This is a genomic window from Membranihabitans marinus, from assembly GCF_021729155.1.
Taxonomy (GTDB): Bacteria; Bacteroidota; Bacteroidia; order Chitinophagales; family Saprospiraceae; genus Membranihabitans; species Membranihabitans marinus.
Window position 1 is genome coordinate 106,002 of record NZ_JAJQYA010000010.1, and the last position, 17,217, is coordinate 123,218.

General features: G+C 36.3%; 15 protein-coding genes. 5 read left to right on the plus strand and 10 right to left on the minus strand.

Going from position 1 to position 17,217, the window contains the following annotated elements:
• Nucleotides 1-28: 28 nt before the first annotated feature.
• From gdhA to LVD51_RS08625, 4 genes are all read right to left on the minus strand, one after another.
• On the minus strand, nt 29-1,369 hold the full coding sequence (gdhA, locus tag LVD51_RS08610; RefSeq protein WP_236970814.1) for an NADP-specific glutamate dehydrogenase: 1,341 nt from the start codon (nt 1,367-1,369) through the stop codon (nt 29-31).
• Nucleotides 1,370-1,842: 473 nt separating this feature from the next.
• Nucleotides 1,843-2,601, minus strand: coding sequence for a tetratricopeptide repeat protein (locus LVD51_RS08615; RefSeq protein WP_236970815.1), 759 nt, complete (start codon nt 2,599-2,601; stop codon nt 1,843-1,845).
• 6 nt (nt 2,602-2,607) lie between these two features.
• Complete coding sequence (locus LVD51_RS08620; RefSeq protein ID WP_236970816.1) at nt 2,608-3,168, minus strand: RNA polymerase sigma factor; 561 nt, start codon at nt 3,166-3,168, stop codon at nt 2,608-2,610.
• 88 nt (nt 3,169-3,256) lie between these two features.
• Complete coding sequence (locus LVD51_RS08625) at nt 3,257-3,550, minus strand: hypothetical protein (protein ID WP_236970817.1); 294 nt, start codon at nt 3,548-3,550, stop codon at nt 3,257-3,259.
• Between the two features lie 478 nt (nt 3,551-4,028).
• On the opposite strand from LVD51_RS08625, the gene LVD51_RS08630 reads away from it, so the two are divergent.
• The 3 genes from LVD51_RS08630 to LVD51_RS08640 are packed head-to-tail and all read left to right on the plus strand — an operon-like array spanning nt 4,029 to nt 8,219.
• Nucleotides 4,029-5,597 carry a sodium/sugar symporter gene (locus LVD51_RS08630; protein ID WP_236970818.1) on the plus strand — a complete coding sequence of 523 codons (1,569 nt, stop codon included), beginning with the start codon at nt 4,029-4,031 and terminating at the stop codon, nt 5,595-5,597.
• Nucleotides 5,598-6,743 carry a galactokinase gene (gene galK, locus LVD51_RS08635; protein WP_236970819.1) on the plus strand — a complete coding sequence of 382 codons (1,146 nt, stop codon included), beginning with the start codon at nt 5,598-5,600 and terminating at the stop codon, nt 6,741-6,743. It begins immediately after the preceding gene.
• A gap of 60 nt (nt 6,744-6,803) precedes the next feature.
• Nucleotides 6,804-8,219 carry a PQQ-dependent sugar dehydrogenase gene (locus tag LVD51_RS08640; RefSeq protein ID WP_236970820.1) on the plus strand — a complete coding sequence of 472 codons (1,416 nt, stop codon included), beginning with the start codon at nt 6,804-6,806 and terminating at the stop codon, nt 8,217-8,219.
• Nucleotides 8,220-8,605: 386 nt separating this feature from the next.
• Here LVD51_RS08640 and LVD51_RS08645 read toward each other — a convergent pair whose 3' ends face one another.
• From LVD51_RS08645 to LVD51_RS08670, 6 genes are all read right to left on the minus strand, one after another.
• Complete coding sequence (locus tag LVD51_RS08645; RefSeq protein ID WP_236970821.1) at nt 8,606-9,529, minus strand: IS1595 family transposase; 924 nt, start codon at nt 9,527-9,529, stop codon at nt 8,606-8,608.
• A gap of 401 nt (nt 9,530-9,930) precedes the next feature.
• Nucleotides 9,931-10,251: a hypothetical protein gene (locus LVD51_RS08650; RefSeq protein WP_236970822.1), complete on the minus strand. Its 321-nt coding sequence runs from the start codon at nt 10,249-10,251 to the stop codon at nt 9,931-9,933.
• 17 nt (nt 10,252-10,268) lie between these two features.
• Nucleotides 10,269-10,535 (minus strand): hypothetical protein, encoded by a 267-nt coding sequence (locus LVD51_RS08655; protein ID WP_236970823.1) that lies wholly within the window; start codon nt 10,533-10,535, stop codon nt 10,269-10,271.
• A 29-nt stretch (nt 10,536-10,564) separates the two neighbouring features.
• Nucleotides 10,565-10,741: a hypothetical protein gene (locus LVD51_RS08660; protein WP_236970824.1), complete on the minus strand. Its 177-nt coding sequence runs from the start codon at nt 10,739-10,741 to the stop codon at nt 10,565-10,567.
• Between the two features lie 18 nt (nt 10,742-10,759).
• Complete coding sequence (locus tag LVD51_RS08665; RefSeq protein WP_236970825.1) at nt 10,760-11,545, minus strand: ion transporter; 786 nt, start codon at nt 11,543-11,545, stop codon at nt 10,760-10,762.
• 331 nt (nt 11,546-11,876) lie between these two features.
• Nucleotides 11,877-12,497: an RNA polymerase sigma factor gene (locus LVD51_RS08670; RefSeq protein ID WP_236970826.1), complete on the minus strand. Its 621-nt coding sequence runs from the start codon at nt 12,495-12,497 to the stop codon at nt 11,877-11,879.
• 277 nt (nt 12,498-12,774) lie between these two features.
• Between LVD51_RS08670 and LVD51_RS08675 the strand changes: the two genes are divergently transcribed.
• Both LVD51_RS08675 and LVD51_RS08680 read left to right on the plus strand, forming a co-directional pair.
• Complete coding sequence (locus LVD51_RS08675; protein WP_236970827.1) at nt 12,775-13,821, plus strand: FecR family protein; 1,047 nt, start codon at nt 12,775-12,777, stop codon at nt 13,819-13,821.
• A gap of 10 nt (nt 13,822-13,831) precedes the next feature.
• The gene (locus LVD51_RS08680; protein WP_236970828.1) at nt 13,832-17,215 is read left to right on the plus strand and encodes a SusC/RagA family TonB-linked outer membrane protein; all 3,384 of its coding nucleotides are present in this window, start codon (nt 13,832-13,834) and stop codon (nt 17,213-17,215) included.
• The last annotated feature ends 2 nt before the right edge of the window (nt 17,216-17,217 follow it).

The following is a 17,217-nucleotide window of genomic DNA, read 5'->3' on the forward strand; positions in this document are numbered from 1 at the left end:
AGCGAAAGCCTCCATCTATTGTCAGTAATTACACTATACCCTGAGCCAACATTGCATCGGCTATTTTGACAAATCCAGCGATATTGGCACCCTTTACATAGTTGATATAGTCATTTTCTTCACGACCATATTGTACACAGGATTGATGGATTTGTTCTATAATTACTTTTAATTTTCTATCGATTTTTTCACGACTCCAGGAGTACCGCAGTGAATTTTGTGACATTTCTAATCCAGACACCGCTACTCCCCCAGCATTGGCTGCCTTTCCGGGGGCATATAAAATTTTGGAACTTTCAAAGTGATGAATGGCCGCTCGCGTCGAAGGCATGTTTGCGCCTTCAGCTACACAAAAACATCCATTGCTAATTAAGGTTAGGGCATCTTGATGGTCCAATTCATTTTGAGTGGCATTGGGAAAGGCTATGTCACAGGGAATTGACCAAGGTTTTTCATTGGGAAAGTATTCGCAGCCAAATTCTTCGGCGTATTCCTTGATTCTACCCCGCTTCACATTTTTAAGGTGCATAATATAGGCCAACTTATGACTATCTATTCCATTGGCGTCATAGACAAATCCTTTAGAGTCGGACATGGTCAATACTTTCGCTCCTTCTGCGATGCATTTTTCCGCGGTAAACTGAGCAACATTGCCCGAACCTGATATGATTACCCTCTTGCCCTTTAGGTTGTCATTGCGCATTTTTAGCATTTCCTGAACAAAATAGACTACGCCATATCCAGTGGCTTCAGGTCTGATTAGGCTGCCTCCCCATTCATGGCCTTTGCCAGTCAATACTCCAGTAAACTCTCCTTTTATCCTTTTGTATTGCCCGAATAAATAACCTATTTCTCTCGCTCCAACTCCTATATCTCCCGCAGGAATATCCATATTGGGACCTACGTGTTTAAATAGTTCCGTCATATAACTCTGACAGAATCTCATCACTTCTAAATCAGATTTGCCTTTGGGGTCAAAATCAGCTCCACCCTTTCCCCCTCCCATGGGTAGGCCGGTTAGGCTGTTTTTAAAAATTTGTTCAAAGGCCAAAAATTTTAATACGCTTAAGTTGACACTGGGATGAAAACGCAAACCGCCCTTGTATGGTCCAATTGCACTATTCATCTGTACCCTATATCCTCTATTGACTTCAATTTCTCCATGGTCGTTGACCCAAGGTACTCTAAACATGATGACGCGTTCGGGTTCAATCATGCGTTCCAATACTTTGTATTTTTTGTATTGGGGATGATCCTCCATATATAGGAGAATGGATTCTGCAATCTCAGAAACCGATTGTAAAAATTCTTCTTCATGGGGGTTTCTTACCTCCACTTCTTTCATAAAGCTGTCCACTAGCAATTCCATATATTTTGTATATTCTATTTAGTATCGATGAGATGGATACCTATTCTATCCAATAAGAATGCTCTAAAATAAATTATTTTCTTATTTTATGAATACTTGCGGGCTTTTTTTGATAAAATATTTGGTGCAATCTATAAAGTTTAGTTAAAAGAATGGAAATAATTGTAAATATCAATATTTGTATCTGATGACTTAAGGGGCTGTTTTCTTATTTTTTGTGATGCTTTTTCAAAGCATTGTAGTTTTTAAATTGTAATACGTTAAGATAGGAGCTAAATCGAATATTTGCATAAAAATACATTCTGAAGTTGCTAAGATTATCATTTCTATAGTTGAGAAAAAGTATTTGATAGAAAGCTTTGTTTGTACTAACATAAAGAGTGTGAATAATACCAATAAAGCCTTCTATTCACTATAGTATCATAATAGTCAGCGGAAGATGAATAATCAATTATATTAAAAGGGAATACTTGTCAAAGTTTCGATTGTCCAGTAATTTCTCGATATATTTCTTTGGCTTGAGGAGCTCTGAAATGCGGGGAGTAGACAATGTCAATTAATTGTAAGCCAGCCAATTCCCATTCTTTTCTTTTTATGGCGACCAAGGAGTAGTACCATTTGTATTCCATGTTTATGGAATCCAGGGTTATTAACTCGGTAAAAAGACTCATGGCCTTTTCCCAATTTTTAAGTTCTATTTCGCAGATTCCCTGATAAAAAAGAGCTTGAAGATGGGCATTTTCTCCGTAAATGGAGGCAAATAATTTGCCAGCAACATTGTAATTTCCCTCTCGGTAATATTGATTGGCTCTAGATTTGTCGGTGGATTCAAACATTGAATTTACATCGTTTCTATCAATGATAGGGGTATTGTAATATTTGTTAAATAGTCTGGTCGAAAGCCTGAAATTCAAAGAGATGTTAAAAAATGTATTCCAATTGGATTCTTTGGTTTTTGACCTATTATCGGAGGGCCAGACTTCATTTGGATAATTGATATGGTTGTCTATATTTTCCAAGGTCGATTTAAATGACATTAGGTATTGATACCTTATCGCGTCTGTTAGTAATTTTTCGAAATCTTGTACATAAATTAATTGCAGTATAGGTCTAATATTCTGCGAGTTAGATATGCCTAAAATATTTAGGGAATAGGCAAAAAGCTGACCATTTACGGTGAAAAAAATAGTCGCTAAGGCCTTGAATAGTTTAATGTTGTTTTTTACATTCATCTGTAATTATATTTTATCGAATTCTTGATAAATTATCTTTTTGAGGCGATTTAGACATTTGTATTTTTGATTTTTAGCGGTTTCGGTGTTTTTGTAATTAAAATCTTTAGCAATTTTTTGAATAGAGTCTTTATTGAAGTAAAATCTCTCTAAAATCTTCGCACAGGGATTGCCCAATTGTTCGAGGCCCTGAAGAACTATATTGATCTGTTTTTCTTTAAGATCTTTTTCTTCATTGCTAGCATTGGCCGGTATGTTGTATATGTAGACATCCAACGGTGAAATGGCTAAGGATCTATTTTTTCTATAATATTCATATAGTTTATTTTTTCCAATTTGAAATAGATAGCTTTTAAAAGAGGAATTAATTCTTTTTAATTTCCCTTGTACGATGTTTTCGTACAATATCAACATGGATAGCTGGTAGACTTCTTTGATATCTTCTTCCGGTAGAGAATGATTTTGCATGCCCCATTGGATGAATTCGTTTCGGTATTTGGTATATATATCAGTTAAAGCATCTTCGTTTCCATCTTTGATTTTTGAGATCAGGTGGTTTTCTTTCATATTGACTACGGTCTGTTTTATTCCATATGCATTTAGGATAAAAGGAAAGGGAATTCAAAGAACTTGACTCCCTTTCCATAGGGCAGAATTATTGATGAACGTTAATATTCTTTTTACATTTAACCATAGATCTCATTGTGCTATCACGGTTGATCCCTAGAAAGTGGATATGGTTTTTGTAGTCTATTTCTGTTTGAACTGAGGTTGAATCTTTTGAATCGTCATATTGAAATCCTATTTCCTTAAATGATGGTCCGACTTCCATTTGGCCTTCGATATCCATTTTGTATTGATCGGGCATCGATGAAGTATTTTCAATAATAATTATTTCAGAATTTAAATCAGAAAGGTCATTAAGGCTATTTTTTGTACAAGACGACATAAAACAAATAATCAAAATGAGGGGAAAATTAATTAAGTATTTCATTAGTTATGGATAAGGTTAAATAAAAAATATTCACTCATTAGTGTCCTATGGATTAAAAAGTAACCCTGTCCTAGAAGAAATTTTACTGGTGTTCTCCTCAATACACTTCCATTTGATGGGATTGATTGATGGGAAAATGTGAATGATGGAATACTCCGATTATTTTGAGCTAGGATATACATTGAGATGAATGTCTGGAAAAGAGTTTTCCTTGATCAGGGTATTCCGATAATTATTTTAATTAATAAAATTATTTAACTAGTCACCCTATTTATTGTTGGCTAAATCATTAGTATTCCAAACAATATTTAGATTGTTGTTTAGGTCTGATTTCCTTGATAATTTTGGTTTTAAATATTAATTGACAAATAAAGTATTATTAATTACTTTGGGCTTTCGTTTAGAATATACTTTAGAAAAAATTAGAATGCTTATGGGATTTTCTACACTGGATATAGTTTTATTTGGACTCTATATTGTGCTGACCATGTTTATGGGGCTATGGATAGGATCTAGAAAAAAGAATGGACCGGAATCTGCTGCAGATTATTTTTTGGCCGACAAGTCTATTCCTTGGTGGGCCGTGGGTGGATCTTTGATTGCCTCCAATATTTCTGCGGAGCAGTTTATCGGTATGTCGGGATCTGGATTCGCTGTGGGTATGGCCATAGCATCATACGAGTTAATGGCTGCTTTTTCCCTATTGATCATTGCTAAATTTTTTCTCCCTATTTATATTGAAAAAGGCATATATACTATGCCTCAGTTTTTGGAGCAACGTTTTGGTAATGGAGTGAGAACTGGATTGGCACTTTTCTGGATTGGCTTATTTGTCTTGGTCAATATTACCAGTGTATTGTATTTGGGAGCTTTAGCAATTAAAACCATTCTGGGCATCCCGTTAATCTATGGTATTTTGGGACTATCTATTTACTCTGCGGCCTTCTCTATCTTAGGAGGGTTGAAAACCGTAGTATGGTCAGAAGTTGTTCAGGTTATAGTATTGATATTTGGTGGATTTATGGCCAGCTATTTAGTTCTAAATCAAGTGGGCGATGGCGGTGGATTTTTCGCAGGGCTAAATGCATTGGTGGAAAAAGCTCCAGAAAAATTTGATATGATATTAGATAAAGCCAATCCAGAATACATCAACCTACCTGGGGTAAGTGTTCTGATCGGAGGAATGTGGATTGCTAACCTCTATTACTGGGGGACAAATCAATATATTATCCAGCGCGCTTTAGCGGCCAAGAACATTGAGGAAGCTCAGCGAGGAATGGCATTTGCCGGGGTATTGAAAATATTTTTGCCCATTATCGTCGTTGTTCCTGGTATTGCAGCCTATGTTTTGGGTGCCGATATTCTCAAGCCTGATGAAGCTTTTCCTTGGGTGTTGTCCAACTATGTGACGGCTGGATTTAAAGGTATTGTTTTTGCCGCCTTGATCGCTGCAGTGGGATCTTCAGTTAGTGCAATGGTCAACAGTACATCGACTATTTTTACCCTCGATATCTATAAAAATTATTTTACCAAAGACAAGAGCGATAAAAACCTAGTAAAAGTAGGGAAAATATCTTCGGTCTTGGCTCTAGTTGTAGGAACCGCATTGGCGCCTACCTTGAGCAGTTTGGATCAGGCCTTTCAGTATATTCAAGAATATACAGGGTTTATCAGTCCAGGAGTAGTGGTGGTCTTCCTCTTTGGTATGTTTTGGAAGAAAACCTCAAATCGAGCTGCTTTTATGGTAGTCTTGTTGTCTATTCCTTTTTCAGCAGCGATTAAATTTATGGCTCCCGATTTTCCTTTTATGGATAGAATGGGCGTTTGTTTTCTATTGTTGTCCATTATCTTAATGGTGATTTCGTATATGGATAATGGCAAAGGAGACGATCCCAAGGCGCTTGAATTGTCAAAAGATATATATAAATCAGGCTGGGTGTTTAATCTAGCATCATTTTTAATCTTAATGATTTTGGCCTTTGTCTATTATAAATTTTGGTAAATGGGGGGATTGAAAGAAAACCATATTGAGCTATTTCATAGTTCAGACCTAGAAGTGTGGGCGCCGGGAAGGATAAATTTAATTGGAGAACATACGGATTACAATTCTGGCTTTGTTTTACCCGCTGCCATTGATCGAGGAATTCAAATGTTTTTTTCCTTTGATAAATCAGCAAATAGGTTTGATTTATACAGTCACAATTTTCAAGATTCAAGACATTTCACAAAGTCAGATCATAATCTACCCGATGACAATTGGGCCAAATATCTTCAGGCTTTGATTCAAGTGGTCGAAGAATCTGAAAAAATAGAAATTCCATATTTTAGTGTTAGCCTAGAAAGCAATATTCCAGTAGGTGGTGGACTGTCTTCTTCAGCTGCTCTCAATGCTGGGTTTTTAACAGGGATTAACCAACTTTTAGGTAAAAATTGGTCCAAGGTAGCTATGGCAGAATTGGCTCAAAAAACCGAACATAAGATCGGCCTCAATGTGGGCATCATGGATCCCTATGCCATCATTCACGGGGTAGAGGATGGTTTTATTTTTTTGGACTGTCAAAGTCAAAGTCATGAAATCATCAGCAGTAACTTTGATGACTATGTATTGGTTTTGGTCGATACCATGGTTTCACATAATTTGGCATCTAGTGAATACAATGCACGGCGAGAGACTTGCGAAAGAGTAGTCGCTGCTACACAAACTTTTCGAAAAGTTACTTCACTGCGAGATGTAAATAAGGAGGATTTACAATACATCAATCATCATTATCCAGAAGTATCTACGGTAGAGGCAGAATATATACTTGAAGAAAATCAGCGAGTGGTAGAGGCCGTCACAGCCTTAAAGTCAAAGGATTTTCTCGGATTGGGGAAATTATTGTTTGCCAGTCATGAAGGATTGAAATCCAAATATCGAGTCAGTTGCGATGAATTAGATTTTCTAGTGGATATAGCAATACAGAGTCCGGCCGTCTTAGGCGCAAGAATGATGGGCGGTGGTTTTGGAGGGAATACGATAAATCTATTGCACAAAAACGATGTCCAGCAGTGGGAAGAAGAAGTGAAGGATAAATATAAGGTCAAATATGGAGTGTTGCCCAATACACTGGTGGCTCGACCTTCTATAGGAGCAAAAATTGTGGAATAATATCCTCAGTATATTATCAACGGTGTTTTATTCGTTGATTATTAGACAAATCCAATGGATATGAAACTTTACTTGACATCTATCGGGGTGATTTTGGGTGTTGTCTTGTCGGCACAGCCAAAATTATTTTTTACACCATTTTACAATGATGCCAATCAGCCTTTAGCCATGTCCTATATACATGGACAGGACGATGTTTTTTATATTGTGGAAAGGCCGGGAAGAATCATCAGGGTAAATTCCAATGGTCAGTATTTGAGTGAATTTCTCGATATTTCGGATCGAATATCTGCTATAGGGGAAGGAGGACTTTTGGGCATGGATTTTCATCCCAATTACTTTCAAAATCATACTTTTTATATCAATTATACCAGGTTGGTCAACAATGTTTTTCAGACGGTTATTGCTCAGGTACGCGGAGATAGCACAGGTACTGTGGCCGATGATAATACGTTGAAAGAAATTTATTTTTTCGATCAACCCTTTGCCAATCACAATGGAGGGGATATTCACTTTGGGCCTGATGGTTACTTGTATATTGCTACTGGTGATGGTGGCAGTGGTGGGGATCCCTTGGGCAATGGACAGGATTTGTTGACACCTTTGGGTAAGATACTGCGATTTGCCGTTCATCCACAGGCAGAAGATGAAGTCTATCTTACTATTCCACCCAGTAATCCTTTTGCAGATACCGATCACGCTCTGTCTGAAATATTTGCCTATGGATTGCGCAATCCTTGGCGATTTAGTTTTGATAAAAATCTAGGAGATCTTTGGATTGCCGATGTTGGACAGGGGGATTATGAAGAAATTCACAGGCAAAGTCTCGATACCAGTGGTTTGAATTACGGGTGGAACTGTAGGGAAGGACTGGCGGAATTTATAAATTGTGATTACGACAATTTTGTTGACCCCGTCTATGTATATGCCCATCTCAATAAGCCAGCCTGTAGTGAAAGTATTTATTGTGGCCAGTCGATTACTGGGGGCTATGTTTATCGAGGAGAAAAATATCCTTCACTTCAAGGTCATTATGTCTTTGCCGATTATGTGTCCAATAATATTTGGACTATGGATATAGAAGATTACAATGTGGCATTTCAAGGCAATATTCCCGTGGCCAACCTTCGGAATATTGCAAGTTTTTTTGAAGATCCTAATGGAGAGCTTTATGCAATGTCTACCAATGGATATATATTCAAGATCTCTGCCGATGAAGCGACATCTATATTGCCAGGCCATGAGGCGTTGGGCTTTGACGTATATCCCAATCCAGCCGATAGAGAAATAGCTATTGAGGGATTGGATTTTGATAAATTAAATATATACAGCGGTCAGGGTTTACACGTCAAGAGTTTGACGGATGAATTGGGTGTAAAGGCTAGGTATTCGGTTTCTGATTTACAGCCGGGGATTTATTATATAGTGGGGTACAAAGGTCTACAAAAGTACGTCAGTAGATTGGTCGTATTGTGAAATAATATCTAATGAATTGAACATTGACGATACTCTCTCGATTTATTTGAGAGACCGAAATAAGATTTGGCGAAGATTTACAGAAATATAATATACTAGGTTGGAATAGTAAAGATATTAAGGATAGTCTCCCGAGGTGCGGAGGCCTCGGTTTCTTCACTCTAAAGTTAGCAAAAGTGGTGGACAAAAATTTATGTAGTATAATAACCATATCACTCCTACGGAGCTAATATTCAATACTTTATTTGCCTGCCCTTCGATAGGTGAAGCGATTGTGGAAATGTAACTTCTTTATATTATATCAATAAATTCAAATATAGCTATCCATCATAAATTCATTTGGCATTAGCTGTCGAAAAGGAGGAAAATTGTGGTTGCTGAAAAATTTAGTGGTTGTCGATAAACAGGGCTTTAGGCGTAAAATTAACAATGTCGAAATACGTCCTCGGTTCGTGTTTTATCATTCGATCCAGTAAATGTAAAAATAGTCCATCCTCCATATCACATCGGTTTAACCGGAAGAAATATTCGTCGAGGTAATATTGTAATAATTCGGCATGACCATGAGTTCCTCTAATCCAATGTAATAAGCCACAGCTTATGCGATAGGTCAAGACAACAGGACGTTTTCCCTTCTTTGGAATTACTGTTTCTAATCCTGGGAATTTATTTTGTAAAGCTTTAAAACTATGCCAACCATTGGTTTTGATATGTGTGGCTTTGTCGATGTGGTCATTAAAAATGATAATCAGCTCTTTAGCACTCAAATTACTTACCTTATGACCATAGGTTTTACCACGTCCTTTACTCTTTTTTTCATGAGCTAAAACGGCTAATTTCTTTTTTTTAATTTTGATTCCATCCCTAACGATTTGGTTGATACCTAGTTCACAGGTCATTACTTCAGCATCGTTTGATATGGAATATTTCTTTCGACTGGCCATGGCTTGCATGACTTTATGCTTAAAAAGCCAGCATGTTTTTTGTCTTAGCCTAAGTTTTCTACTTAATTCAGTAGAGGAAATCCCTTTTTTATTGGTAGAAACCAGGTAGACGATATAAAACGCTTTAAGAAGGCTAAATTTCATATGGTGAAATAAAGTATTGGCTTTTGGGGATTCTATATATCCGCATGAAGTACAACGACGATCATATTTTTTAGTGGATTTACAGAACTTTTCTTTTTTACAACGCTGACATTTATAGCCGTCCTTCCATTTTTTTTCAGATAAGTACTTCAAACAACTTTCATCGTTGGGAAATAGTTGCTGGAAGTCAAATAATGATAGGCTTTTTGACATTGCTTCCATGATATTATAGTTTTATGCATTAATGATCGATATTATAGGGTGATGCAATTGCGCCTAAAGCGGAATTTTTTTCCAGTCAACCTCACCAGCTATCCACCCTCAGATATTCATCTATTCCAGCCATTCTTTACCTCAAAATCTTATTTCACTTTTTGTTTGCCGAACAATTATCCGAGTTGTAATCCTGATTTCTATATATCCTAGAAATCCATTTTCGAAGCTCGAATCCATGATTCTAGTTACTAATTAACCAGTGATCTTTAAGCTGATGTATTATTGCTTAATAGTGAATACTTTATCAAAGTAATTCTAACATATATTCTTAAAGATGTCCCTAAAATAAAAATGAAAACTAATCCCTAAATAGTTCCTGAAAATGAATAATCCAAAATATGTAAAGACTAAAAAATCAACTCCATCATTTTTTGAATTGAATCTGATTTTTTTAGTTCTTCTTCGGCATATTTTTTTAATTGGATTTTTTCTGCGAATTTTTCTTTTTTCAAAGTAGTAAATCTAAAATATGCTATAATCGTTCCTATTAGGTATGATACCCAACCCCAAGAAGGGTAGAAATAGATTAATGCAATACAAATGATATGAGCAAATAAGAAATTAAAAGGTTGAAATCTTCCAGTTTTTGCAAAATTATAAAGCCAAATTGAGCCTAATAGTAAATACTTTTTTGGTTTTATATCTATATGAAATTCCTCTAATTTCATAAGATAGTGATTATGTTTTATTTAAAGCCATTAATGGAAGTAGCTAAAACTGTTTTCAATACTGATTTTAATTTTGAAATTAGGATTGAAATTTGTTGCAATTCATTACTGTTTTTTTCTTTATCTAGTTCAAGAATATCGACAATGTCAGAGGACTTTTTTTGAAATTCAATCATCATATTTACTAATTCAACTGTCTCTTTTGGATCTAAATATTCGTCTTCAACAAATCTATTTGCTTCATTTTTTAGAACAGTATATGATCCTGCTAATTTGTTTACCAAAGTAGATGGACGATAACCTAGGGTGAAACTTATTGCTTTGTCGAATTCAGTTTTTGTAATATTTTTTTTTTTTTTTTTAATTCCACAGAAAATTCACCACCAACTGATCTGATAGGAGTAGAATGCGCATCTTTAAATATTATATTACTAGTGACTTTACCTAGATCCCGTCCTACTTGATTAATGGCACTTTGTAAAAAACTCATTAGTTGTATTTTATATAATTAAATTAAATCCTTTCCGCAATGAGGACATTTTTTATCCTTGTTTTTGATTCGTATTTCATCTATAAAACCACTGCTTATGATTCCAGTTGGGAGGGCAATAAGGCCAATTCCAATTATTGCGATGACTCCACTAATAAAGCGTCCTATGCCTGTAACAGGATAAATATCACCATATCCAACTGTTGTTAGTGTGGCAATTGCCCACCAAAAGCTATCAAGAATACTAGAAAATTTATCAGGTTGGTGAGGATGTTCTACGTAATACATGATAAAAGATGAAATTAATATGATTATCAAGGATATAAATCCAGTCATGATTAATTCAGATTTTTTATCTCGAATAACATTGCCTATAAGGTGAATAGATTTATCGTATCTGCCAATTTTTAAAATTCTAAAGAAGCGAATGAATCGAAGTATACGAAGAAACCTTAAATCCATTGTTATAAAAAGTGGTAGGTAAAAAGGTAGTATCGATAGGAGATCGATAATACCGAAACCTGAAAAAATAAATATAACTGCGGATTTTATTTTTGAAGAAGTTGGGTGGGTATACTCAGAAACATATATTCGAATTAAATATTCAATTGTAAAAATAACGATGGAAGTCAATTCAAATATTTCTAAAAATTGATTAAAAATAATTGATCTATTTGAAGTGGTCTCAAATATCATTGCTGCTAAATTGAGCAATATTAAAGTCATGATAAAAAAATAGAATATCAAATTAGATTTTGATCGATTAGTTTCGTTGCTAACTATTTTATATAATTTCTTTTTCAATACTAATTTTATCTAAATTTTTTCAAATTGAATTGTGTTGAATACAAAAGTGTTTTATGGAAAAAATGCTTTACAATATAAATATAAAATTATGATTATATTATAATGTGCAAAATAGAATTAATGCAAAGATGGTTTGTGGTCAAATTATTGTAATGCTTTATAGCCTCTTTTGATAATTGAAGATTTAAGCGATTAATAACTTTTGTATCTGTCTACTAAGTTTACTAACTGTGTTGATAAGCTTTATTAATAATTTATTGTTGGTAATGTGGCTACATATACCCTCCACGTCCTATTTTCCTCAAATTAACCCGGCTAAAAAATACTTTTAAGTAGATAACAGAATCCAAAGGATGAGAATAGGAACCAATATCTGAAGATGCTGGTTGAGGCGATCTCGATTGTTGAATTTTTTTCTGACCTTAGTCATGGCTCTGTAGGCCAAATTGCGCACTACTTGATGTTGAATGGATAGAATACTGGCAATTTCTTTGGCATCTAACTCTTGAAAATATCTTAAATAAATGATTTCACGCTCTCTTGGGGTGAGTTCATCCAAGATGGCTGAGGTCTGAGCCGATCTTTCTTCTATTTCTTCTTCTCTACAAATCTGTATTTCTGGACTCTCACCTACTGAGGGTTGAAAGGAAATATTTTGTAATTTTTGTTCTTTTTTCTGTGACTTGATAATGAAATGTCTAAAACTTCTCAGAATATAGGGCAATGTATTGCCCTTGGGGATGAATTTGTCGGTATTTACAAAGAGTTCTAAGTAAAAATTTTGCAAATAGTCCTTTAAAAATTCTTCGTTTTTTTCAATTTGCAATCCATATATATACAATTCGTTGTAACTATCCTTGTAAAAGGACTCAAAAGCCCCTTCCTCACCCCTAATGTGGGACTGAAGTTGATTTTTAAAATTTTTGGATAGAGATTGCTTCCTCACCATGTCTAATTTGGAGTAATTAAAGTAAATTTAATAAATACAACAAGCATTTCACATAAGATCATAGTTTTTAGACAAATTTAGAAGGATTAGTATTTGATTTTTATATAAAGTCAATAATTTTCAACCTCAATCGCAAGTCTTAATTTCCTTATCTATTCCCCCATTCTACACCTTTTTTTTAAAAATAATTTAAAAAAAATATAAAAACGGGTTACACTGCCTTCATATTTTGACTGGGTATGGTATATAACTTTGATAAAAGATAAAACACAAACTTTTGGATCAGAATAAATATATTCATTTCACCGCGGTCGATTTTATGGACGACACCAACTTTAGAAGTTGGATTAGACATAATACCGCAAATGAAGATTGGCTGAATTTTCTTGCCAGCCATCCTCAACAAAAGCGAGAAGTCGATACCGCACGACAACTATTACAAGAATTATACGGAAAATATAAAGCCGATGAATTGCCCGCTAATCTTATCGAATTGGAATGGGTGAAATTCAAACTAAAAGCAGAAGGAGAAAAAAAGTACCCTAAACAGGCTGCAAGAAAAATATCTTCTATATATAGTAGCCTGGCCATCGCCGCTTCCCTTCTCGTCCTTGTCGGATTGGGATTTTGGCTCTTTCAATCAGAAGATGGTCCCCAATCCTTTATGGAATACCACACCCAAGCGGGACAAATAGAAAAAATAAATCTCCCAGATTCAACCCAAGTTGTGCTTAATGCAAATTCAAGTTTGATTCTTCCCCAATCTTTTTCTTCGGATAAGCCCCGACGTGTCCAATTGATAGGGGAAGGACATTTTGATGTCACTCCAGCTGTGAATGCCCAAAACGCATTTGTGGTAGAAATGAACAAGTCTTCCATTCAAGTATTGGGAACAAAATTTAATGCTAAAAATTCTACCAACATTGTTGCCGTGGCTTTGGAAGAAGGCAATGTCAGATTCCACTACTTAAATGCATTGAATAAAATGGATGAAGTAGATATTCGCCCAGGAGAATACCTCAGTCTGGATAACCAAAGAAGGATATCTACTGAGAATATTGATGATATAGAGCAATTTGGACGTTGGACAGATGGCTATTTTATATATGATAAAACAGAAGTTGATCAAATTTTAAAAGATATCGAAAATCAATTTAGCGTTGAATTTACCTCCATGCCCAAAGACTTAAAAAATCGCAAAGTCAACGGTGTCGTGTCGGCTACATCGCTATCTGAAGCCCTAGAGGTTATACAAATACTGTTGGATGTGGAAACCACTCTAGCACAAGATTCTAGTATTGTCATTAATTATCGAAAAAATTAAACAATAAAATATGAATACATTTTATCATCGAATGAAGCATCCCTTACTCAATGTCTTGCCATTGGTAGTCTTGCTGTTTAGTTCATTTAATAGTTGGTCTAATCCAGATTATCTAAATGTCCAGTTTGGCAGCAAAGAAGTAACCTTTGATCGTGGCACCCCTGTGGTATCAGTGATAAAAGCCATAGAAACAGATTTCAAAGTAAGATTTACTTATGAGGCGGGATTGTTAAAAAATTTGGGACTTACCAAACCCTTTACCGTTAAAGAATCTAAATTGGATGAAGCTTTATTGGCTTTGTTTTCAGAATTTAAAGTGGAGTGTACTAAAATAGGACAAAAGTTATATGTCCTTAAAGGCAGTCCTCCGGCTGAAATGAAAAATCAAACTAAGCCACAAGGTAATGAAGCCAATACTCCCAAGGCTGAGCCCATTGAAGTATCTGGTAAGGTAACCGACGAAGCCAATGAACCTTTAATAGGAGTAAACATCTTCGAAAAATCAAACCCTACCAATGGAGTGAGTTCTGATTTTGATGGCAACTTTAAAATAAAAGTTAGCGATGCAAGTGCTCAGTTGGTGTTTTCATATTTGGGTTATGAAACTCAAGAAGTCAAAGTAGCTGGTCGACAGAATATCAATGTAGTACTAGCGACCAATTCTGCACTGATTCAGGAAGTGGTGGTAACTGCCTTGGGTGTAGAAAAGGATGAAAAATTATTAACCTCAAACGTCCAGGCCATTCAATCCGAAGATATTAGTCGGGGTCGACAAGAGAGTATATTGAGTGCATTGGAAGGAAAAGTTTCCGGTGTGCAAATATCTTCTACTTCTGGTGCCCCAGGAGCTTCTACTGAGATTATACTTAGAGGAGCTACTTCTGTGGATGGAGACAATCAACCTCTAATCGTAGTGGATGGTATTCCCATTTCCAATGCCAGTACTTCAGGTACTATGAACAGAGCGTCAGATATCAATCCCAACGATATTGCCTCGGTTTCTGTACTAAAAGGTGCGTCAGCGGCAGCACTCTACGGTATCGATGCCGCCAATGGTGCCATTATCATTACAACCAAAAGTGGAAAAAAAGGAAAAATCCAAGTGGGATTCAATTCATATTACGGAATGTCACAAGTCGTGAATCTTCACGATCAACAAGATCTTTATACCACAGGTTATAGCGGTCTGTACAACGGAACTACTTTTTCTCATTGGGGTCCGAGATATCGAAAAAGCGATGAAGTGTATAACAATGTCGAAGACTTTTTTCAAACAGGTACCAATTTCAAAACAGACTTGAGCTTAAGTGGTGGAACGGATAATTTAACCTATTACTTTTCTGGTTCCAACCTCAACGAAGGTGGAATTGTACCCAATACAGATTACACCAAACGATCGCTCTTGATGAAGGTAGGTTCACAATTGACCGATCGCCTTAAAATGAATGCCACCGTCAATGCTATTTATGTAGACAATAACTACGGAATCGTCGGTGCATCTGGAGGTTGGTTGTCTTCCGTTTACCGATGGCCGAGATGGGACAATATGGCTGAATACACCAATCCCGATGGTTCTGAGAGAAATATTTGGGATCCCGTTTCTGGTGATCTTTCGACCGTGCCCGACAATCCATGGTGGACGGCTTACCACAAAGTGAGAAACGATGAAATGAATCGTGTTTTAGGAAACATTCATTTGACCTATAAATTGACAGATTGGTTGGACTTGGATTATAGAATTGGTCGAGATTTCTACAATCAACACTATAAGTCCGTTCAAGAATGGGGTTCATCGGGAAGTGCCTATGAAGGTGCCATCAGTGAGTTTGATAGAAATAGCAATAAATGGACATCAACATTCCTAGCCAAAATGGATTTCACCCTAGCAGATGATTTCAATTTCAATGTGATCTTGGGTAATAATATACAGTCGGATTATGCGGAGAGAACCAGTGTAAGTGGAACTCAGTTTAAAAACCCCGACCTTCACAGTATCAACAACCTCAAAGATATTCAAAACAGTCAAGCCACTGGACAAAGAAGGGTGATTGGTGCCTTTGGAGATGTGAAATTGGATTATAAAAGAATGCTAATCCTAGGGGTTACCATGAGAAACGACTGGTCATCAACTTTGCCATTGGCCAATCGATCTTTCTTCTATCCTTCATATAGCATGGGCTTTATATTTAGCGAGTTAATGGATCCAAGTAGTCAAGACATCTTGTCTTTTGGTAAGATTAGATTGTCTTATGCCGAAGTGGGTAAGGATGCACCAGCTCATAAGTTGACCCAGGTATTGGAACAGTACTTAGGTATTGGCGGTGGTTGGAAAAATGGTGCCTTTGCGGGTAACCCAGCTCTAAAGCCCGAAATCACGAGAGAATTCGAAGCCGGTATCGACTTGAGATTCTTTAAAGGTAGATTGGGATTAGATGCGACTTATTACCAGCGAGTCAGTGATGATCAGATTATCACCCCACGGGTAACTCCGGTTACCGGTGCCATCTTACAGACGGTGAATAGCGGTTCTGTGGAAAACAAAGGGGTGGAAGTGGCCATTAATGCCAAACCCATTGAATCCGATAACTTTAAGTGGAAAATTACTTTAAATGCCTTTGGCAATAGATCTAAATTGACCAAACTATTTGGTGACTTGGTTGAGTTCCCAGTAACTTATGGACAGGTATCCTCTATTGCGATAGCGAGTTCTCGACTAGGAGAGCCTTTGTTTAGTGTGATAGGTACCGATTATCAGCGCACCGACGATGGAGTAGTCATCGTAGACGAAGAAGGATATCCATTAATAGATAATGAGAAAAAATACATTGGAAACCGCGAGCCAGATTTATGGTACGGAATAGTCAATACTTTTGATTTGTTCCGCGATTTTGAATTCAGTTTCCAAGTAGATGGTGCCATCGGTGGCGATGTGCTCAATGCCACTGGAGCTTCTATGTTGCAGAGCGGTCTTCATACCATGGTAGAAGAATACCGACGTGAAGAATTTGTATTTGATGGAGTAGTGGAAAACGAAGATGGAAGTTATTCACCAAATTCCACTCCTGTGGTTTTGGATAGAAACTTCTTTACGCAGAATTATGGTCTTGTAGGTAGCAACTTTGTAGAGACGGTTAATTGGTTGAGATTGAGAAATGTCGGTTTGACTTATTTCTTGCCCAATCATATAATCTCTAGGCTGAATATTTCTTCGCTTTCTTTCAATGTGTCGGCTCAAAACCTATTTTTAATGACTGATTACTCTGGTGGAGATCCCCAGGTAAACAATGCTGGACCTAATGGTGGTGGTGCAAGTGGTGCTGGAACCATGGGTGTAGATTACTATCAGGTGCCTGCACGAAGATCTCTTTCTTTAGGACTCAACGTAAAATTTTAAGA